The following is a 19062-nucleotide window of genomic DNA, read 5'->3' as shown; positions in this document are numbered from 1 at the left end:
ACGCAGAGACAGAACATGGATATTAGAAAAATCAAAAAACTCATCGAACTTGTTGAAGAGTCTGGTGTTGCCGAACTAGAGATCACAGAAGGCGAAGAGTCTGTACGAATTCACCGTGGTCCTACAGGTGTTCAAGCCCCTGTTAATTATGGTTTTGCTGCGCCCCAAGCCCCCCAGGCAGCGCCAGCGCCTGTTGCTGCAGAACAAGCGGCTGACGCGGCACCCTCTGCCCCTGAAGGCCATGTAGTAAAATCACCTATGGTCGGTACTTTCTACCGTGCTTCATCGCCTACAGCGAAACCTTTTGCTGAAGTAGGCCAACAGGTAAAAGTAGGCGATACCCTGTGTATTGTTGAAGCCATGAAGATGATGAATCAGATTGAAGCTGATAAAGCAGGCGTTGTAAAAGCCATACTGGTTGAAAACCAAGATCCAGTAGAATTCGACCAACCTATGTTCATCATTGAATAAGCGAGTGCTGCATCATGCTAGATAAAGTACTTATTGCTAACCGAGGAGAAATTGCACTGCGTATATTACGCGCGTGTAAAGAACTCGGTATAAAAACCGTCGCTGTACATTCCACTGCAGACAAAAACTTAAAACACGTTTTGCTGGCAGATGAGTCTATTTGCATAGGTAAAGCGTCAGCAACAGAAAGCTATTTGAATATTCCGCGCATTATTGCGGCCGCTGAAGTGACTAACTCAATTGCTATTCACCCGGGTTATGGTTTCCTTGCAGAGAACGCTGCCTTTGCAGAAGCCGTGGAAAAAAGCGGTTTCATTTTTATTGGGCCAAAAGCCGAAACGATTAACCTAATGGGTGACAAAGTTTCTGCCATTAACTCTATGAAAAAAGCGGGCGTGCCCTGTGTACCTGGCTCTGACGGCCCACTTTCTGACGATGCGGAGAAAAACCGCGCTATTGCTAAGCGTATTGGTTACCCCATTATTGTAAAAGCAGCTGGCGGCGGCGGTGGTCGTGGTATGCGTGTTGTTCGCAGCGAAGATGAGCTCGTTAAAGCTATTGAAACTACCCAAGCTGAAGCCGGTGCAGCTTTTGGCAATCCTGTGGTTTACATGGAAAAATTCCTAGAAAACCCCCGTCACGTGGAAATTCAGGTATTAGCCGATGGCCAAGGCAACGCAATTCACTTAGGTGAACGTGATTGTTCAATGCAACGTCGCCACCAAAAAGTGGTAGAAGAAGCGCCCGCACCGGGCATTTCTGATCAAATGCGCGCGAAAATTGGCGACAGATGTCGTCGCGCCTGTATTGAAATTGGTTATCGTGGCGCGGGAACGTTTGAGTTCTTATACGAAAACGGCGAATTCTACTTTATTGAAATGAATACCCGCATTCAGGTAGAACACCCTGTGTCAGAAATGATCACAGGTGTCGACTTAATTAAAGAGCAGTTACGTATTGCGGCCGGTCAACCATTGTCAATTGACCAGTCTCAAATTCAAATTCGTGGCCACGCTATTGAATGTCGTATCAATGCTGAAGATCCGAAAAGCTTTATTCCTAGCCCGGGCCCTATCGATATGTTTCACGCTCCAGGTGGTTTAGGCATTCGCTGGGAGTCACATATTTACTCTGGCTATGTCGTGCCGCCTTATTACGATTCCATGATTGGTAAGTTAATTACTTATGGTGAAAGTCGTGACGAAGCTATCGCTCGCATGCGTCATGCCCTTGATGAACTTGTCGTGGAAGGGATTAAAACCAATATCCCTCTACAGCGCGACATCATGGCAGACGAGAACTTCTTTGCCGGTGGCACTAATATCCACTACCTAGAGAAAAAACTAGGTATTGCTTAACAGCATCCCCCTTAGCGTCGGCCAGGTTTATTTATGGTCGGCGCTTTCTTCCTGCTACAAACCATTCTATTTTTCCGATTAGTACAATCAACTTTTAACGATTTATCTAATAACACTTTCTCTCTATACTCTCCCCATTGTTAGTTTCCCTGCTAACAATTGTGTGTTTTATTGTTTTAGTTGTGTTTACCCTCATTGGAGTCCACCTCCACATTTGCCGGTGCTTTGCGCCGGCTTTTTTTATTCTACTTACTCATTTTGCTACTGCTTTTTTATTCCTTACTAATAAGGCATAAAAAAGGCCCACCAAATGGCGGGCCAAACAGCAAGAACGCGTACGCACTTTAACAGTGCACAATTTTTTACGTGGGCTTTTTCGCTAAGTTCACTGCATAAGATTACGAGTTTTTAATTTTAACCCCTTTAATACTTACTGTGGCTTTATTAGTATTAAAAGAATGCTAACGTATACAGGGAAGGTGATGTTAGTAACCGGTAACTACCATTCACTCGTCGTTAAAACGTAGAGAAGGTTTTGTCAGTGCCACAAAGATATAAAATATTAAAAGACCAACTTCCAGTTTCTCGTCTTACCAATGACGTGCTTCTCGCATTGCGCCTGCTATATGATGATCCTAATGACATCGCCAATATCGACAAAGACGTTCATGATTTAGTTCGACATCCAGAACGCCTGCAAGACAGCTACCGTAAAGAGTGGGAAGCCTATGTGCGCCGTTCGCTTGTGTTAGCACTTAAAGAAACAACACTCACCTCTTCAGCAGAATTTGTGCAGTGTATTATGCGCGAAGTTGAAAACATCCAAAACAACAGTGAGCGCTACTTTCAGCTAAAAGCATGCGTGGAACAAGCAGAGCGAATAGCAACGGCTGAAAATACCCATTTATTTCCAACACCTTGGAGACAACAGTTAATGGCCCTGTTACTTCCCGTTTCTGCTGTTACCAAACCCGACAACACTAAATAAAGCAACGCCCCATAAACACCATGGTGACCATGTTACTTGCTCGCCCCGTTAGGCTTATACTGCGAAGGACAGTAGCCTCTGTCTACCCCAGCAGGCCTTGGGTGAGCATGTTTGGTTTTTCGCCCCGATACCCGAGCGCGCCAATTCTTAAACGTTTTTTGTTTTAAATGCCTTCTCATTAAGCGGATAACGTCTTTTTCTTTAAGCCCATACAACCGCTCAATAGCCTCGAAGGGCGTTCGGTCTTCCCACGCCATTTCTATTATGCGCGACTCATTAGAGCCAATTCGAATCATAACTTACTCCTCGTTTAATCGGGCTTATTTACGCTTAAACGGGATTTTTGTTCATTTACCTTAACGAGGCTTAATCAAATTTTCATCATCTACAGCAAAGACCATTTTAAGTAACTCTGCCGCAGCCTGTGCATCTGACAACGCCCTGTGGTGCCTCTCCATTGAAATACCAAAGTGCTGAGTTAAATTAGCCAGCGAGTATGAAGCCAACCCGGGATAGGCCCGACGCATTTCTCTTACCGTACACATTTTAGGCCGACGATACGCCGTGTCTAAGCGGGCAAACTCTTGCTTAATAAAACCATAATCAAAATTAACATTATGCGCCACAAACACCGCGTCTTCAGTAAATGCCGCCACATCGTTCGCTACTTCGCTAAAGCGCGGGGCATCAATAACCATGTCATCAGAAATGCCCGTTAATCGGGTAATATTACTTGGTATACGCCGCTGTGGGTTAAGCAACGTTTGGTAACGGTCCACCTCTTCACCGGCTATCATTTTTACCATGCCGATTTCAGTAATACGATGGTAGTTATTGTTACCGCCCGTGGTTTCTATATCTACCACTACGTAAGGTTGTGCTGGGTCACGTACCCAGTTTACCGTGGTAACTGCAACTTCAAAGCCCGCCTGCTGTAGGCGCTGTATACTAACAAGCTGATTTCGCCTTAATTGATCGCCAGGCGCCTTTACCTCTTCAAACCGCAACGTTTTATCTAGCACCATGATATCTGGAAACCCATCACGCAGCGACGCAAAGTCTTTACACATCATACGCAGCATTGTAATTATCGCATTTAAGCTACCGTGGGTAATAAGCGCATCGATAGGTGCAAGTAATCCGCTGCTCCACATAAATAGGCTGTTTACTTTGCCATAGTGCGCAGTCGCCATTTTATGTATGTGCTGTTGTAGTTCTTGCTTACTGCTGAACGCCGATAGCGTTTGCTCAATACTTTGTGCAAACTTACTATAAAAGTTGTTTTGTTTAAGTGACAAGGGGCGGCGATCGAACTCTGTTGCCAGCGTATCTTCTTCGTACAACTGCTTCCAAAAGGTCAGCCCAAACAGGCTACGCCATAAACGGTTTTCAGTTCGCCATCCCGCTACTCCGTGACGGGCATAATGCGCCAACACGCCCCGCTCTACTTGCTGGTTTTGACTAACATCAATAGCAAGATTGCGGGCAGCATTACGCAACATATCGGTTACCACACTGGTGCGTTTTTTATTAAACTTTCGAGCATAGAAATCTTCCGCAAAGGCTAACAGCGTATCAGAGGGAGGCGAATCAATAATGTCGACAAGCGCTTGCTTAACCCGCTCAACCTCGCCCGCTTTGTAACTTTCCCTAATCCACTTTTCTTTCGCTTTGTCACTTTGTGCTTCTAATAAAAGGGTTAAGGCTTGCTTTTGCGACACCCCAAGTAATTTAAGCCCCAAAGCATATAGCATTTCATCGCGATAGAAGCAGGCCGACACACCTTCTGTTTTAGGCCTGCAGCTACGTGCCACCTCATTGAGTGTGGCATCGTCATAAAACGGCATAAGTGCTAAGTGATTAGCATAGAACCATGCTGCCTCGGCATCGTCTTTCGATTCAAAGCGCGCTACATCACCCACCGAGTCATTGCGCGTGCGCATCACACCTAAATCGCGCATGGAAAACTGGTTCAACCGACTTTTCGTATTGCCAAAATACAAAAACAGTAAAAAGCGCAGGGCGTCATCGAACAAGCACACTAGATAAACATGGTTGGGAAACGCCTCAGGCCAGCCCTTTTCATTAATGTGGCGGCCCAGTAAGGCCACGAGTTTAGGCTTAGTAAGGGCGCTAAAACCTTGCGTACTGCCATACTCGCCAAGTAATGTGATTAACGCATCTTTGGTTAATACACCGGCAATATCTTGTAAGGCGGCATGGGCTAAATCGCCAAACCAACCTTGTTGAATAAGGGCATCAATTTGCTGTTGCGGTGCAGTAATTTCATCATAGTTGAATTGGGTTCTATCAATAACCGCATATTTACGGTTCGCTGCGCGCACCACGATACATTGCTTATCTTCATCCAAGGCTTTAAAACGGTGAATAAATTGCTTGGCCTTATCGGTCAAAAGCAACGCATTAGCGCCTTCAAAAAACTGCAAAAATTCGAAGAAATGAGACAAGTAATATCGCGGGGGTAGGTCTTTTCGCATGTAATAACAACGGCTAGTTCACTCCGCAACAGTGTATATTTATACAGCTCTACAAATCAACCTTTACCTTCGGCTTTTACGTTTAAACGCGAATCTGTGCACCTCTGTTGCAATGGAACAGCCTAAGATAATGCATAATTATCAATCCGCTTGAGCAACTTACCCGTAGTGAATACAAACCCAACTATATTGAATATGGATTATGAGCTTAACAAAATCGATGGGATTTTCGTGCCCTTATTGTATGGCGCCCAATGACATAGAGGTAGATGAAATAAACGATGTTGATCAGGTTCAAGTAGTAGACTGCCAAGTATGTTGCCAGCCGATAGAGCTTGGGGTGTATCAACAAGGCGATGAACTTACCATAAATGCCGAGCGCGAAAATGACTGATAGCACCACTTGCTTTTCTGCCTCGGATATCGAAGCCATGTCGAAAGGGTTTCGAACCAACTTTATTAACAGCTTGTCTGGCTTTAAGGCAGCGGCGCTGTTAGGTACTACCGATGGCACGACGAACAATCTTGCCATCATGAGTTCTATCGTGCATGTGGGTGCTAACCCGCCACTATTAGGCATGATCATGCGACCACACACGGTACAGCGCGACTCATTGGGGAATATCAAACGTCAGGGGGTATACACGTTAAATCATGTACATACCAGCTGGGTGGATAAAGCGCACCAAACCTCGGCCCGTTATGAATCTAACGAAAGTGAATTTGATAAAGTAAATTTAACCCCATGGTACAGCAACACCTTTAGCGCCCCTTACGTGGCTGAAAGCGCCATTAAACTGGGCTTAAAAGTTGCGCAACATTTTACCCTTTGCAATAAAACTGAAATGGTTATTGGTGAAGTTCAACAGGTTTTTATTAATGAAAAGTATGTAGATGCAGAGGGTTATGCCAATATTGAACACGCTGGAACGGCCTGTATCTCAGGGCTAGATAGCTATCATAGCACCTCGCAAATTGCCCAGTTTAGTTATGCTAAGCCCGATCAGCCTTTGAACAAACGATGAACTTCAGTGCAATGGGTATGTCTTATGTAAATATCCGGTAGATAGCGAGCCGGCTTAATTAAACATGCTTAACCTAGGTCAATGAAGTGTATCCATTTTTGGCTGATAATGATAAAACGCGCTATAGTATACGCAGCATGATGTTTAAAACCTGCCTTTAGGGCAGGTTTTTGCGTTTAAAGCGCGGAGTAAAAAAGAATCATTATCGTTTTTATCTCACTTGGAGTGAAATATGAAATCTGTAGACCGTCGCGACTTTCTTAAGTTGTCAGGTACCACATTAATCGGCCTTACGCTTGGAGGCGTTGCCCTACGTGCCAATGCTCAAGAGCAATTACAAGCAGATGATCCTACGGCCAAAGCGTTAAATTATACACCGGCTTCAACTGTAGAAGGTTCCCAGTGCAATAACTGCATGTACATTCAAGGTTCAGAAGGTAACGATCACCGCCCATGTGCGTTATTCCCCAATAAACTAGTGAATGCAAACGGTTGGTGTAGTGCGTGGGTTAAGCGCCCAGGCTAGATAAAGCAGAGGTGTAATACGCCACCGAAAGATTGCTAATAACTAAGCCTCTGCGAATTCCGCAGAGGCTTTTTGCTGTTTACAGGCCACTTACCACGTCGCTTAGGGCTGGGTTTTCTAAGCGGCTAGGCAATAAGCCCGGCTTCACAAATACACCATGTTTTGCCTCAAACACACTGCCAATACGTAAAACCGTTTCATCTTGCCATTTGCCCCCAATAAAGCTTAAGCCTACAGGTAAATTTTTCACCTCTCCGGCAGGTACGGTCAAGTGCGGGTAGCCTGCAATTGCGGCTAAATAGCCAATGCCAATAAAGCCCACAGGAGAATGATCGCCATACACGCCATCAATTAAAAAGGCCGGGCTATTCGAGGGTGCTACTAGCACATCAACATCATGGGTAGACATTAAATGGTCAATGCCTTTTTTGCCTGCCGTGTCTTTTACAAGCTTGCTCGCACTTAGATATTCCTCGCTCGAGAGGGTCGGCGCAGCTAAGGATTTTTCAAAGATACTTTGGTCAAACAAGGCCATTTCACGTTTATTGCTTTTATTAAAGGCAATCAAATCTGAAAGGTTACGAACGGGAATATCGGCCGGGCTCTTTGACAAATATTCGTTGATTGTGTGGTGAAATTCGCTTAGCAAAACCGTGTACGAGTCTGCCCAGAAGCTATCTGGCTGCTCGAAATCCTTGATATCAATTAACTCGGCACCCGCGGCCTCTAGTGTTGCTAACGACTTTTCATAAACCGACAGTACATGGGGGTTATCCCCTTGACGATAACGCACTACACCAACTTTAACGCCTTTTAAATCGGTAGGTAGCATGCGCGTTTTAAGCCCACTAAGTTGGTGTTCTTTAGAGGCTAACGTAGCATCGTCCGTAGTATCTACGCCGTCCATTACAGAGGCCATTAACCACGCATCATTAACGTTTGTGGTCATAGGGCCTGCGGTATCTTGCGAAGATGAAATAGGAACAATATAACTGCGTGACAATAAGCCCACAGTAGGTTTGAAGCCCACGATACCATTCATTGAAGACGGACAAATAATTGAGCCGTTAGTTTCTGTGCCCACCGCTAGCGAGCTAAGTCGTAACGCCATGGCCGCGCCCGAACCTGATGAAGAACCACACGCAGTGCGAGACAATATATGCGGGTTACGAGTAAGGCCGCCTACCGCACTCCAGCCGCTAATTGAAGCTTCTGAGCGGAAGTTAGCCCACTCTGACAGGTTAGTCTTACCCAAAATAATAGCACCGGCTGCCTTTAAATTCGCCACTATGGGGGCATCGCGTTTGGTCATATTGTTAACCAGTGCCATCGAACCGGCTGTTGTCGCAAGCTCGCTGGTTTCTATATTGTCTTTGAGTAATACCGGAATACCATGCAAAGGACCCTTAATATCACCTGCCGCCCTGAGCTTATCAGCAGCTCGCGCTTCTGCCAATGCCTGAGGGTTAAGCGCAAGAATACTATTAACCTTAGTGTCTAAACGTTCAATTCTTTGTAGATAGCCGCTAACTAGTTGCTCGGAGGTAAGTTCCCCAGCAGCTATCGCTTGTGCTTGTGCATGCGCGGGTTTATCTAACCAGGCATTGGATATGGGTGTGTTTGCAGAAGTGATATCAGAGGTGGGCGCCGGAGTTTTGCAACCCGCTATAACTAACGCCAGTGTGACGATAAAGAGCTTTAGCTTCATCTTGTATTTCCCTGTTTTTGATTTTTATATGTCGTTTTTTATACAGCATGCGACACATATGGTTCACAGGTCAATACTCGGTGACCAGCGCTCACTCTTCTGCGCGCGCACTGCCAAAGGACAATGGAAGTTTATCGAATAAATTTTCGAGCCCGAACTTATCCAGCATCGCCTGATAACGTCCGTCTTGTTTGTATAGATGAAGCGCTTGATTAAACTGCGCCCGCAACGTAGGGTCGGCGATAGCCGCACTGTACGTAGTAACTGGAAATAGTTCATGAAACTGGGTAGCTTTTTGCCGCTCTTTCGGTAATTGATGCTTCAAATAATTAAATATATTACGGTCTAGAATTGCCACATCCACGCTGCCTAACAGCAACATATTGACCTGGCGCTCCTGCTCGGCAAACTCAAGGTAATTCTGCTGGCTACCTAGCGAGGATTTAAAGGTTTCGCCTAAAACATGCTTTGCCGTTTGAAACGCAATAATGCTTTTGCCGGCTAAATCGGGGATTGTACTAATCTCTAACCTTCGTTCCCGCAGTGAAACGGCCACATTTTGATAAACAACGTAGCAATCAGTAAGATATTCAGGAGAAATATCGTGCTCGTTGGTTAACGTTAAACCTATATCAGCACTTCCAGACGCCACCATTCGGGCTGTTCGACCAAAGGGCACATAAATCACTTTTATTTCGTGGCCTAAGTCAGACATTATCGAGCGTACAATTTCGACTTCAAAACCACTGTTTTGTTCTGTCATCACATAAGGCGGCTTATCCCAACCCACAACAAGATCTAACTGCTTGGCAAAGGCGGAAGCAGAGAGCGTTATTAATAAGGTGTAGCAGAGTATAATTAGGCGCATGAAGACCTGTTAAAAGTGGAACCACTAATGAGCATATCGGGTTTCGTTAAAACTGCCATTGGACAAAAGACTAAGCCCCACTATATAGGTTTGCACCAGCTTTACCAATGTGCAATGGGTAATGTGAAGTTATTCGTTGGGTTCATCTTCGTTTTATGCCAGCTAGGCTGTACAATTACCCCAAATTTACTAACTCATCGACACGTATGGCCTGGCTACAACTACGAATAAATACTACTTCTGAACATGCTGATGCTATTGGCGACATGTTAACCGCTAACGGATCGCAGGCTGTTACTTTTGTAGATGCGAAAGATACGCCGATGTACGAACCCAAACCCGGTGAAGTATTACTTTGGCCAGATACTCAAGTAGTAGGCTTGTTTGATGCCTCAGACGATATGAAACGTATAATTGCTCGGCTAAGCCAAGCCCGTGTTCTAGGGAAAAACTTCAACTATAAGTTAGAGCCACTAGAAGACAAAGATTGGGAACGGGAGTGGATGGATAACTTCCATCCTATGCAGTTTGGTGAACGACTATGGATTTGTCCGAGTTGGCGTGATGTTCCCGACCCAACAGCGGTCAACGTGATGTTAGATCCAGGCCTTGCGTTCGGTACCGGCACGCACCCTACCACGGCTTTGTGTTTGCGTTGGTTAGATGGCATAGATATGCATGACAAAGTTGTCGTCGATTTTGGTTGTGGATCAGGTATTTTAGCCCTCGCAGCGCTTAAATTAGGCGCCAAGAAGGTTATAGGTATAGATATTGACCCCCAAGCCCTGCAGGCCACTGAAGAAAACGCTCGCCGCAATGGTGTAGAAGACCGATTACAGGTTTACTTACCCGAAGATCAACCTCGTTTAGAGGCGGATGTAGTAATGGCCAATATTCTTTCCGGCCCGTTGCTTGAACTCCAACAGGTTATTGCCGCCTATTGTGCTCCAGAAGGATTGCTTGTTCTTTCTGGTATTCTTGCTGAACAAGTAGACAAAATAGAGCACGCATATGGGCAACAATTTCACTTAGAATCTAGCGCTATTGACGGTGAATGGGCTAGAGTTTCAGGTAAAAAACGCAATTAATGCGTAAATTTTTTGTTATCGAAAGCCTTTTCGGGCGCGGCCTTTGCGCCCTGATGAACAAAAAACACACAAAAATGTTTCACTAGCTTGCTAATGTGACAGTTTTTTTTCACTGTCAAGACCACTAAGTGAAATTTTGTGTGATTTTTAGCCTTTTCAACTATTGCGAAAACGCGTACACTTAGCGCCCCGTTTTGGCCGGGTGTATAATTTCTGTGCAGTTTTTAATGGCGATGTATGCGAATTGGATCCTACAAGTTAGATAACAATTTGATGTTGGCTCCTATGGCCGGCGTGACTGACCGTCCGTTTCGCCAACTATGCAAGCGTATGGGTGCAGGCCTCGTGGTTTCCGAAATGCTTTCAAGTAATCCGAAAGTGTGGAATACCGCCAAGTCGCAAGCCCGTATGAACCATGAAGGCGAAGAAGGCATTCGCTCTGTACAGATTGCTGGGGCCGATCCTGAGCTTATGGCGCAGGCTGCCCAGTTTAATGTTGAAAACGGCGCTCAAATCGTCGATATCAACATGGGTTGCCCTGCTAAGAAAGTAAATAAGAAGTTGGCAGGTTCGGCATTATTGCAATACCCAGAAACAGTGGAAGCGATCATCAAAGCAGTGGTTAATGCCGTTGATGTACCGGTAACACTGAAAATTCGTACCGGCTGGAACCCAGAAAATCGCAATGGGGTAGATATTGCCCGCATTGCAGAGCAAAACGGCATACAGTCGCTGGCTGTTCATGGTAGAACGCGAGCTTGTATGTACAAAGGAGAGGCGGAGTACAACACCATTCGTTGTATTAAAGAGGCAATTTCGATACCTGTTATTGCCAACGGTGATATAACCTCTCCACAAAAAGCACAAGAGGTGCTGGATTACACGGGTGCAGATGGAATTATGATAGGGCGCGGCGCGCAAGGAAATCCTTGGATCTTTAAGCAAATCCAACATTTCCTTGAAACGGGCGAGAACCTACCTTCTCCATCATTGTCAGAGCAATATGAGGTCTTACATGAGCATGTTGCTAATGTGCAGAACTTTTATGGCGATGTCGCCGGTGTAAGAATTGCCCGAAAGCACGTGGGCTGGTATCTCTCACAATACGATACGGATCGTCAGTTTCGTAAAACGTTCAACGCTATCGAGTGTGCGGATGCACAACTTGAGGCACTAAACGCTTACTTTCAATCGTTGCAGAATTCGGAAACCCGACAGATTTCCCCTGCAGCATAGTGATGACTAACTTAAGAGCAACTCAGTATTATGTTCGATCAAAACGTGACTTCACCTTTTACTACTACAGTAACTACGCCCTCTCAGACGCAGGCTCAAAAGCCACTGCGTGACTCAGTTAAGCAAGCAGTTAATAAGTATCTAAAACAACTAGACAACGCCAACATCGACAACTTGTACGAAATGGTATTAGCAGAGGTAGAAGCACCGCTGCTGGAAGAAGTCATGACTTACACCCGCGGCAACCAAACCCGCGCTGCCATCATGATGGGCATCAACCGTGGCACACTTCGCAAGAAGCTTAAGCAATACGGCATGAACTAAAATCCTAAGGGCATTGCCCGCCAAAGAGCACCACACGGTGCTCTTTTTGTTTCAACACTACAACTTTGAAGCTAATACATTTATGCAAACTCCAAAACCTATTAAACGTGCTCTTTTAAGTGTCTCTGATAAAACCGGTATCCTCGATTTCGCCACGGCGCTGCATAACGCTGGGGTCGAACTTCTGTCGACGGGTGGTACCGCTAAACTGCTAGCCGACGCAGGCTTGCCTGTGATTGAGGTGTCTGAACATACTGGCCACCCAGAAATTATGGCCGGCCGCGTGAAAACCCTTCACCCTAAAATTCATGGCGGTATCCTTGCACGCCGTGGCACCGACGAAGCCGTCATGGCAGAAAACAACATTGCCCCTATCGATTTAGTGGTAGTGAACCTTTATCCCTTTGCTGCCACCGTGGCAAACGAAGACTGCACATTAGAAGATGCCATTGAGAACATTGATATCGGTGGCCCAACAATGGTGCGCGCGGCAGCGAAAAACCATAAAGATGTGACTATTGTGGTTAACGCCTCTGACTATAGTCGTGTGTTAGCAGAAATGAACGATAACAATGGCTCACTCACCTACAGCACCCGTTTCGACCTAGCCATTAAAGCCTTTGAACATACCGCAGAATACGACGGCATGATTGCTAACTACTTCGGCGCACGTTTAGATAGTACTGAATGCGAAGCCGATTGCGACCACCAGCACAGCGAATTCCCGCGCACGTACAACATGCAGCTGACCAAGAAGCAAGATCTTCGTTACGGTGAAAATAGTCACCAAGAAGCGGCATTTTATGTTGAGAACGACATTCAAGAAGCCTCTGTGGCTACAGCAACCCAGCTGCAAGGTAAAGAGCTGTCTTTCAACAACATCGCCGATACCGATGCAGCGCTAGAGTGTGTGAAAGAATTTGAACAACCTGCATGCGTTATCGTTAAACATGCAAACCCTTGTGGTGTGGCGATTGGTGAAGATATCTTTAACGCTTATGATCGCGCGTTTAAAACCGACCCAACGTCAGCGTTTGGCGGCATTATCGCTTTTAACCGTGAACTTGATGCGAAAACAGCGCAAGCCATTGTAGACCGTCAGTTCGTGGAAGTGATTATTGCACCAACAGTCAGCGATGAAGCAAAAAAAGTTGTGACCGCGAAGAAAAATGTACGTCTTCTTGCCTGCGGCGATTGGGCTGGCCAACTTACCGAAGGTTACGACTTTAAACGGGTTAATGGCGGCTTGCTTGTTCAAGAACGCGACTTCGGCATGGTTGAAATGGAAGACCTGGAAGTAGTGACTAAGCGTAAGCCAAGCGATGACGAACTCCGCGATTTGATGTTCTGCTGGAAAGTAGCGAAATACGTGAAGTCTAACGCCATCGTTTACTGCAAAGACGGCATGACAGTAGGTGTAGGTGCAGGCCAAATGAGCCGCGTATACTCTGCGAAAATTGCTGGCATTAAAGCCGCTGATGAAAACCTAGAAGTGGCCGGCTCTGTGATGGCATCTGATGCTTTCTTCCCGTTCCGCGACGGTATTGACGCTGCCGCTGAAGCTGGCATTAAAGCAGTTATTCAGCCAGGCGGCTCAATGCGCGACCAAGAAGTGATTGACGCAGCAGACGAACATGGTATTGCCATGGTGTTTACAGGTATGCGCCACTTCCGCCATTAATCGGTTATGCCGAATAGTTAAATTCGCGAAATAGTGAGGGGATTACCCGTACTAAACATGCCTTACCCCCATTTATGGGGCTTCTTTGCGGCATCCGTGCCGCAGAGAGTTCAGTACGGGTATTCTCTCCCCTCTTGTTTCGCGTATTTAGTGGGCGGATGGGAGCAAATCTCCCCTCTAAACACGCTGTACGCCTATAAATGGGGACGCTACCGTGACATTTTGGCTTCCCCAGTACATAGCGATAATGCCTGAGCTTGCTTGATCTGACCTGTGGTAATTTGTAGTAATAGTATTACAAATAAATGTTATGTTAATCCCCCTACCCTCGTCAGAATAAGGAAACAAGAATGAAAAAGTTAGCCCAACTTGTATTAGCCGCTACATTAAGTATGTCAGCGAGCTATGCGACTGCCGATGCTATTTCACAGGCAGCTATGAGCGACATTCGCTCGGCACAGGCCAAAGCGCGTGATGAATATCGCAACCCCCAACAAACGCTCCGCTTTTTTGGTCTAAAGCCTGATATGACAGTGGTAGAGATCTGGCCAGGTGGTGGATGGTATGCTGATATTATTTCATCGGTGGTGAAAGGTGAGGGTAAATATATTGCTGCACACTTCTTTGTCGATGATACTGCCCCAGGTTACTACCAGCGCTCCCTTGACGGCTTTAAGCAAAAAAACCAGCCAGGCATGAAATACGAAGGCGTTGAAGTAACTGCGTTCCATCCAACAAAAGCCCTTGATATTGCTGCGCCTGGTAGCGCTGATATGGTGTTAACGTTTCGGAATGTGCACAACTGGTACATGCGTGAGGGGAACGAGGGTGTTGATAAAGCCTTCGGAGCCTTTTTTACCGCGCTTAAGCCAGGCGGTGTGCTGGGTGTAGTAGAACATGAACTCCCTGAAAGTGCCGATGATGAAGCTATGAAAAAGAGCGGCTACATGAAACGCGCCTATGTGGTAGCTGCAGCAGAAAAAGCAGGTTTTGAACTTGTAAAGAGCAGTGATGTAAATGCGAATCCTATGGATACCGCTGATCACCCTAAAGGGGTATGGACACTGCCACCGAGTCTTTCACTTGATGAACAAGACCGTGATAAATATCTCGCTATTGGTGAGAGTAATCGTATGACGCTAAAATTCAAAAAGCCTAATTTGTAAAAACCCAAAGCATAAAACGGAATAGTTAATGAATGTACTTGTAATTGGCGGCGGTGGCCGCGAACATGCGCTAGCCTTTATAGCCGCACAGTCTTCAACCGTATCAAAGGTATTTGTTGCGCCCGGTAACGCAGGCACAGCTACTGAGGCAAAACTCGAAAATGTCGCCATAGACGTAAATGACATAGCCGGGTTGGTCTCATTTGCCAAAGGTAATGAGGTTGAACTGACCATTGTTGGCCCTGAAGCGCCGCTAGTTGCAGGCGTAGTTGACGCGTTCACTAACGAAGACCTAATGATATTTGGGCCTACTCAAGCTGCTGCGCAGCTTGAGGGCTCAAAAGCATTCACTAAAGATTTCTTAGCCCGTCATAAAATACCCACAGCAGAATATCAAAATTTCACCGCAATAGAGCCAGCGCTTGCCTATGTGCGAGAAAAGGGTGCGCCTATTGTAGTGAAAGCCGACGGTTTAGCGGCAGGGAAAGGGGTGATTGTTGCAGAAACCGTCGCTGATGCCGAAGAGGCCATTCGCGATATGCTTGCTGGTAATGCCTTTGGTGATGCGGGTAGTCGTGTAGTAGTCGAAGAGTTTCTAGATGGCGAAGAGGCATCGTTTATTGTAATGGTAGACGGTAAAAATGTGCTGCCTTTCGCCACCAGCCAAGATCATAAACGTGCAGCCGATGGCGATAAAGGCCCTAATACTGGTGGTATGGGTGCCTATTCTCCAGCCCCTGTAGTAACCTCTGAAATCCATGACCGTGTGATGAATGAAGTTATTATGCCCACGGTAAATGGTATGGCCGCTGAAGGAAACGATTACGTTGGCTTTTTATATGCGGGCCTAATGATTATGGCTGACGGTACACCTAAGGTTATCGAATATAACTGTCGCTTTGGCGACCCAGAAACTCAGCCCATTATGCTACGTCTTAAATCGGATCTTGTACCTCTTTGCCAAGCCGCCTGCAAAGGCGAGCTAGCAGGAAAAACCATCGATTTCGACGAGCGCGCTGCGGTAGGCGTAGTATTAGCGGCTGGCGGCTATCCAGCTAGTTATAACAAAGGTGATGAGATCACTGGGTTTGAAGCAGCGGCAGAGCTTGAAGGTAAAGTTTTCCACGCAGGTACTGCGTTACATGAAGGCAAAGTTGTTACCGCAGGCGGGCGTGTATTGTGTGCCACTGCGCTTGGCAATACCGTGACCGAGGCGCAGCAAAAAGCCTACGAACTGGTGAACACTATTCAATTTAAAGATGTTTATTATCGCACCGACATTGCTCATCGAGCGATAGCTAGAGAAGCTAGCGCTAAGTAAGCATGGCATAAATGTGAATATACAAGAAAAGCGCTACCTTTTTTGTAGCGCTTTTTTATTGCTTTTAATCGCTTCCTTTTAACCTAAGAACGTCAAACACGGAAGCGTCTTTATAGCCTAGGTTTTTATCACCGTTTACCGGCGTAATAGGGTGAGAGCCCATGAAGTGTTCTCTGTCCGCCCCATCAGCATCGCAATAAGCCAACATAAAACCCAATGCCATATCTTCTTTTAGCGTAATAGGCACATTGTCTTTCCCATGTTGGTAATCATCGGCGAATATACGAATGGCCACCTCCCAATAAATAGCATGGGGGGCATCTTTTTGGCGCTTCCACGCACTGGTAACATGGTCGTTATAAAGCTGCGCTTCAGGCTCGCCTGCTTCATTTGGGCCTATATCTACCACTTGATTGTCTAACGCCACGTGATAAGCAAAAGCATTGTAATTATTGAAATGGTCGCCGCCAGATTTATCAGCATCAATAAATATTTCTAGGCAGTCATCATCCCAGTAGCGCTCTAATGGGTCGGGATAGGTGTCCGAGATATGCTCATCGTGGATCTCAGCTAATAAATAAAGTGCATTGGCATCCCACCCTAACTTATACCTGCCGGTAAAATCATCGGCGGAAGGTGTCTCACCAAGCATTGCTTCGGTCATTTCAATCCATTCCCCCTGTTGCCAAAATGCTTCGTTTGCATAGCCATCTATAGTGGGTGCGCTAGGCACCTTTTTAGCTTCGTCGGCTGACACTGCCAGCGAAAATATTATGGCCCCAAGTGCGGTAATTATTTTCATGTCTATCCTTTTAAAGCGCCTATTTTATTGCGCGTTATCGATTTATTGATAAAGTAACGAGTAGCAGTGATCACCCAAAGGCAGCTAATGTCATTTCAATCTATATGCTACAACATATTGGTATCCTATACCCAAGCACAAAGTCACAGACGTGTTAGCAAGCTGTTTGATACTCTGCTTGTCATACTCATTTTAGTAAATATAGCAGCGATGATGTTGGAAACTGTGCCGGGCATACCTGCTGTTTGGCAATATGAACTGCATATCATTGAAATTACCTCTGTGATTTTATTCACTATTGAGTACGCGCTGCGTGTTTATAGTAGTGCAGAGGCACCCAGCCATCACGATAAACCTTATATGCGGCCGTGGCAAAAGCGCCTAGACTACATTAAAAGCCCCATGGCCATTATCGACCTAATGGCCATTTTGCCCTTTTACCTCAGTATGCTGGTTGCCTTTGATTTACGTATTTTGCGGGTTTTCAGGGTTCTTCGAATTTTAAAGATTGGACGCTATTCCCGTTCGATGCAAACCCTAGTCACTGTGATTAGAAACGAAACGCACAGCCTTTTGGCGGCGATCAGTGTGTTGCTATTATTTACTGTGATTGCCGCAACCTGTATCTATTACATCGAACATGAAACGCAGCCCGATGTATTTAGCAGCATTCCTGCATCTATGTGGTGGGCCGTAGTAACGTTAACCACGCTAGGTTACGGCGACGCTGTGCCGATAACCCCCTTAGGGAAGCTATTTGGGGGGTTAGTTACTATCATGGGTATCTGCTTTTATGCACTTCCGGCGGGTATATTATCATCAAGTTATACCGCGCAAATGCAGCTAAAACGCGACCGCTTTAAAGACACAGTGCGCAAAGTTTTAGATGATGGTGCATTAACCGACCACGACATGCAGCATATTGACCGTGTCCGAGAGCTATTAGCGCTAGATGAAGAAGAAGCACGGTTAATTATGCGCTTACTGCAACATCACCATAAAGGCGCTAAATAAGTAGTAGCGCTATCCCTTACATCGAAGCTTCGAATTGCTCATCGCCTCTTAGCTTTTGAAATAGCCAGCCGATACCCACCAAACTTAGTCCAAGACCAATGAAGGAAAGGGCTCGATACAAGCCTTCTAAATTAGCCATATCGATAACAAAAGCTTTAGTTATCACCACGAACAATACACCAAAACCTATTTTAACACCGGTAATACTGCGACGAAATTGGGCAATGAAAATGGTGGCTGTGGCGATGAATAACCACACCACAGAGTAAGTATAAAGCTCACCTTGCGTTACCCCAAGGTCCATGGTCATATTGCCTTGATGAAATACTTTACGTATTACGCTGGTAATATATAAACAGGTAAACACCCCCGCGACTGTGGCAATACCGCGTAAAACCTTTTCACCATGTAGCATCCTTAAATCGTCTACGCTTATTTGTAAGCGCTTGTGTAGTGGCGCCCAGAAAAAACAACTTAATACCACAGCCGGAACAAACCATTGCAACGCGAGCCAGTTAAGTGCTGGATTTTCTCCTGTATCTTGATGGAAAAAGAAGGGGTTAGAGGCTGAGGAATCCCCACAAATAATATAGCGAAATCAGTAGGATAAAAAAGATGGGAACATTCATGACGTTTGGTGATCAGATCTTTCGCCAAAAAAAGTGAAGGTTAAACGCCATGAATGCCCTGTCTATTGTGAACAATGTTGTATCGCTTGTCAGCTATAAAATGCATAAAACTCGTCGGGATGCGGTAACGGCGTGCGTCAAAAGCCTGCTCAATGGAAGCACTGCAACCGTAACCAGCATAGGTCGAGGAATTAACACTAAAGCTTTTGAAAAACATCGAATTAAACGTGCGGACCGCTTGCTCTCAAACCCGCATTTATTAAGTGAAACACCCCTTATCTATGCATCTATCGGCCAACTATTTTGTGGTAGCACTTCACGCCCTGTTATCTCAATCGATTGGTCAGATTTAGATGACC

Annotated in this window: 19 protein-coding genes and 1 pseudogene; 14 read left to right on the top strand and 6 right to left on the bottom strand. The window is 45.8% G+C overall.

Annotation, left to right across the window (positions count from 1 at the left end; all coding sequences use genetic code 11):
- Positions 1-15 precede the first annotated feature (15 nt).
- From accB to GTH32_RS14920, 3 genes are all read left to right on the top strand, one after another.
- The gene (accB, locus tag GTH32_RS14930) at positions 16-471 is read left to right on the top strand and encodes an acetyl-CoA carboxylase biotin carboxyl carrier protein (RefSeq protein WP_163087217.1); all 456 of its coding nucleotides are present in this window, start codon (positions 16-18) and stop codon (positions 469-471) included.
- A gap of 14 nt (positions 472-485) precedes the next feature.
- The gene (accC, locus tag GTH32_RS14925) at positions 486-1829 is read left to right on the top strand and encodes an acetyl-CoA carboxylase biotin carboxylase subunit (RefSeq protein ID WP_163087214.1); all 1344 of its coding nucleotides are present in this window, start codon (positions 486-488) and stop codon (positions 1827-1829) included.
- A gap of 541 nt (positions 1830-2370) precedes the next feature.
- A complete protein-coding gene (locus GTH32_RS14920) occupies positions 2371-2817 on the top strand; it encodes a hypothetical protein (protein ID WP_163087212.1) in 447 nt (148 codons plus the stop codon).
- A gap of 32 nt (positions 2818-2849) precedes the next feature.
- Here GTH32_RS14920 and GTH32_RS14915 read toward each other — a convergent pair whose 3' ends face one another.
- Together GTH32_RS14915 and GTH32_RS14910 are read right to left on the bottom strand one after the other, a co-directional pair.
- Entirely contained in the window at positions 2850-3113 is a 264-nt protein-coding gene (locus tag GTH32_RS14915) for a TIGR03643 family protein (RefSeq protein WP_163087209.1), read from the bottom strand.
- A 60-nt stretch (positions 3114-3173) separates the two neighbouring features.
- Positions 3174-5315: an exonuclease domain-containing protein gene (locus GTH32_RS14910; protein WP_163087207.1), complete on the bottom strand. Its 2142-nt coding sequence runs from the start codon at positions 5313-5315 to the stop codon at positions 3174-3176.
- A gap of 202 nt (positions 5316-5517) precedes the next feature.
- Between GTH32_RS14910 and GTH32_RS14905 the strand changes: the two genes are divergently transcribed.
- From GTH32_RS14905 to GTH32_RS14895, 3 genes are all read left to right on the top strand, one after another.
- Positions 5518-5709: a zinc ribbon domain-containing protein gene (locus tag GTH32_RS14905; protein ID WP_163087205.1), complete on the top strand. Its 192-nt coding sequence runs from the start codon at positions 5518-5520 to the stop codon at positions 5707-5709.
- Positions 5702-6340: a flavin reductase family protein gene (locus tag GTH32_RS14900; protein WP_163087203.1), complete on the top strand. Its 639-nt coding sequence runs from the start codon at positions 5702-5704 to the stop codon at positions 6338-6340. Before GTH32_RS14905 ends, GTH32_RS14900 begins: the two co-directional genes overlap by 8 nt.
- Positions 6341-6572: 232 nt before the next feature.
- Entirely contained in the window at positions 6573-6866 is a 294-nt protein-coding gene (locus GTH32_RS14895; RefSeq protein WP_163087201.1) for a high-potential iron-sulfur protein, read from the top strand.
- Between the two features lie 79 nt (positions 6867-6945).
- Here GTH32_RS14895 and GTH32_RS14890 read toward each other — a convergent pair whose 3' ends face one another.
- Both GTH32_RS14890 and GTH32_RS14885 read right to left on the bottom strand, forming a co-directional pair.
- Complete coding sequence (locus GTH32_RS14890; protein ID WP_163087199.1) at positions 6946-8574, bottom strand: amidase; 1629 nt, start codon at positions 8572-8574, stop codon at positions 6946-6948.
- Between the two features lie 91 nt (positions 8575-8665).
- The gene (locus tag GTH32_RS14885) at positions 8666-9442 is read right to left on the bottom strand and encodes a substrate-binding periplasmic protein (protein ID WP_163087197.1); all 777 of its coding nucleotides are present in this window, start codon (positions 9440-9442) and stop codon (positions 8666-8668) included.
- Positions 9443-9648: 206 nt separating this feature from the next.
- On the opposite strand from GTH32_RS14885, the gene prmA reads away from it, so the two are divergent.
- From prmA to purD, 6 genes are all read left to right on the top strand, one after another.
- On the top strand, positions 9649-10530 hold the full coding sequence (gene prmA, locus GTH32_RS14880) for a 50S ribosomal protein L11 methyltransferase (RefSeq protein WP_163087195.1): 882 nt from the start codon (positions 9649-9651) through the stop codon (positions 10528-10530).
- A 237-nt stretch (positions 10531-10767) separates the two neighbouring features.
- Positions 10768-11766, top strand: a complete 999-nt coding sequence (gene dusB, locus GTH32_RS14875; protein WP_163087193.1) for a tRNA dihydrouridine synthase DusB — start codon at positions 10768-10770, stop codon at positions 11764-11766.
- A 30-nt stretch (positions 11767-11796) separates the two neighbouring features.
- Positions 11797-12090 (top strand): DNA-binding transcriptional regulator Fis, encoded by a 294-nt coding sequence (gene fis / locus GTH32_RS14870; RefSeq protein ID WP_012520109.1) that lies wholly within the window; start codon positions 11797-11799, stop codon positions 12088-12090.
- 82 nt (positions 12091-12172) lie between these two features.
- The gene (gene purH / locus GTH32_RS14865; RefSeq protein WP_163087191.1) at positions 12173-13771 is read left to right on the top strand and encodes a bifunctional phosphoribosylaminoimidazolecarboxamide formyltransferase/IMP cyclohydrolase; all 1599 of its coding nucleotides are present in this window, start codon (positions 12173-12175) and stop codon (positions 13769-13771) included.
- A gap of 350 nt (positions 13772-14121) precedes the next feature.
- Positions 14122-14937 carry a class I SAM-dependent methyltransferase gene (locus GTH32_RS14860; RefSeq protein WP_163087189.1) on the top strand — a complete coding sequence of 272 codons (816 nt, stop codon included), beginning with the start codon at positions 14122-14124 and terminating at the stop codon, positions 14935-14937.
- Positions 14938-14965: 28 nt separating this feature from the next.
- Positions 14966-16258 (top strand): phosphoribosylamine--glycine ligase, encoded by a 1293-nt coding sequence (gene purD, locus GTH32_RS14855; protein WP_163087187.1) that lies wholly within the window; start codon positions 14966-14968, stop codon positions 16256-16258.
- A 64-nt stretch (positions 16259-16322) separates the two neighbouring features.
- Here purD and GTH32_RS14850 read toward each other — a convergent pair whose 3' ends face one another.
- A complete protein-coding gene (locus GTH32_RS14850) occupies positions 16323-17060 on the bottom strand; it encodes a sugar-binding protein (protein ID WP_163087185.1) in 738 nt (245 codons plus the stop codon).
- Positions 17061-17147: 87 nt separating this feature from the next.
- Here GTH32_RS14850 and GTH32_RS14845 point away from each other — a divergent pair, with 87 nt between their 5' ends.
- Entirely contained in the window at positions 17148-18074 is a 927-nt protein-coding gene (locus GTH32_RS14845) for an ion transporter (protein WP_163087183.1), read from the top strand.
- Between the two features lie 16 nt (positions 18075-18090).
- On the opposite strand, the gene GTH32_RS14840 is transcribed toward GTH32_RS14845, so the two are convergent.
- Positions 18091-18660, bottom strand: coding sequence for a DUF2339 domain-containing protein (locus GTH32_RS14840; RefSeq protein WP_343033446.1), 570 nt, complete (start codon positions 18658-18660; stop codon positions 18091-18093).
- A gap of 92 nt (positions 18661-18752) precedes the next feature.
- On the opposite strand from GTH32_RS14840, the pseudogene GTH32_RS14835 reads away from it, so the two are divergent.
- A pseudogene (locus tag GTH32_RS14835) lies at positions 18753-19062 on the top strand (IS4 family transposase); the annotation flags it as partial.

It is taken from the genome of Alteromonas profundi (genome assembly GCF_010500865.1).
Classification (GTDB): domain Bacteria; phylum Pseudomonadota; class Gammaproteobacteria; order Enterobacterales; family Alteromonadaceae; genus Alteromonas; species Alteromonas profundi.
This window is presented reverse-complemented; position numbering and strand designations above follow the sequence as displayed.

Excerpts from the sequence above, each read along its gene's own strand:
- accB (WP_163087217.1), top strand. The coding sequence starts at position 16 with ATGGATATTAGAAAAATCAAAAAACTCATCGAACTTGTTGAAGAGTCT.
- accC (WP_163087214.1), top strand. The coding sequence starts at position 486 with ATGCTAGATAAAGTACTTATTGCTAACCGAGGAGAAATTGCACTGCGT.
- GTH32_RS14915 (WP_163087209.1), bottom strand. The coding sequence starts at position 3,113 with ATGATTCGAATTGGCTCTAATGAGTCGCGCATAATAGAAATGGCGTGG.
- GTH32_RS14910 (WP_163087207.1), bottom strand. The coding sequence starts at position 5,315 with ATGCGAAAAGACCTACCCCCGCGATATTACTTGTCTCATTTCTTCGAA.
- GTH32_RS14905 (WP_163087205.1), top strand. The coding sequence starts at position 5,518 with ATGAGCTTAACAAAATCGATGGGATTTTCGTGCCCTTATTGTATGGCG.
- GTH32_RS14900 (WP_163087203.1), top strand. The coding sequence starts at position 5,702 with ATGACTGATAGCACCACTTGCTTTTCTGCCTCGGATATCGAAGCCATG.
- GTH32_RS14895 (WP_163087201.1), top strand. The coding sequence starts at position 6,573 with ATGAAATCTGTAGACCGTCGCGACTTTCTTAAGTTGTCAGGTACCACA.
- GTH32_RS14890 (WP_163087199.1), bottom strand. The coding sequence starts at position 8,574 with ATGAAGCTAAAGCTCTTTATCGTCACACTGGCGTTAGTTATAGCGGGT.
- GTH32_RS14885 (WP_163087197.1), bottom strand. The coding sequence starts at position 9,442 with ATGCGCCTAATTATACTCTGCTACACCTTATTAATAACGCTCTCTGCT.
- prmA (WP_163087195.1), top strand. The coding sequence starts at position 9,649 with ATGGCCTGGCTACAACTACGAATAAATACTACTTCTGAACATGCTGAT.
- dusB (WP_163087193.1), top strand. The coding sequence starts at position 10,768 with ATGCGAATTGGATCCTACAAGTTAGATAACAATTTGATGTTGGCTCCT.
- fis (WP_012520109.1), top strand. The coding sequence starts at position 11,797 with ATGTTCGATCAAAACGTGACTTCACCTTTTACTACTACAGTAACTACG.
- purH (WP_163087191.1), top strand. The coding sequence starts at position 12,173 with ATGCAAACTCCAAAACCTATTAAACGTGCTCTTTTAAGTGTCTCTGAT.
- GTH32_RS14860 (WP_163087189.1), top strand. The coding sequence starts at position 14,122 with ATGAAAAAGTTAGCCCAACTTGTATTAGCCGCTACATTAAGTATGTCA.
- purD (WP_163087187.1), top strand. The coding sequence starts at position 14,966 with ATGAATGTACTTGTAATTGGCGGCGGTGGCCGCGAACATGCGCTAGCC.
- GTH32_RS14850 (WP_163087185.1), bottom strand. The coding sequence starts at position 17,060 with ATGAAAATAATTACCGCACTTGGGGCCATAATATTTTCGCTGGCAGTG.
- GTH32_RS14845 (WP_163087183.1), top strand. The coding sequence starts at position 17,148 with ATGTCATTTCAATCTATATGCTACAACATATTGGTATCCTATACCCAA.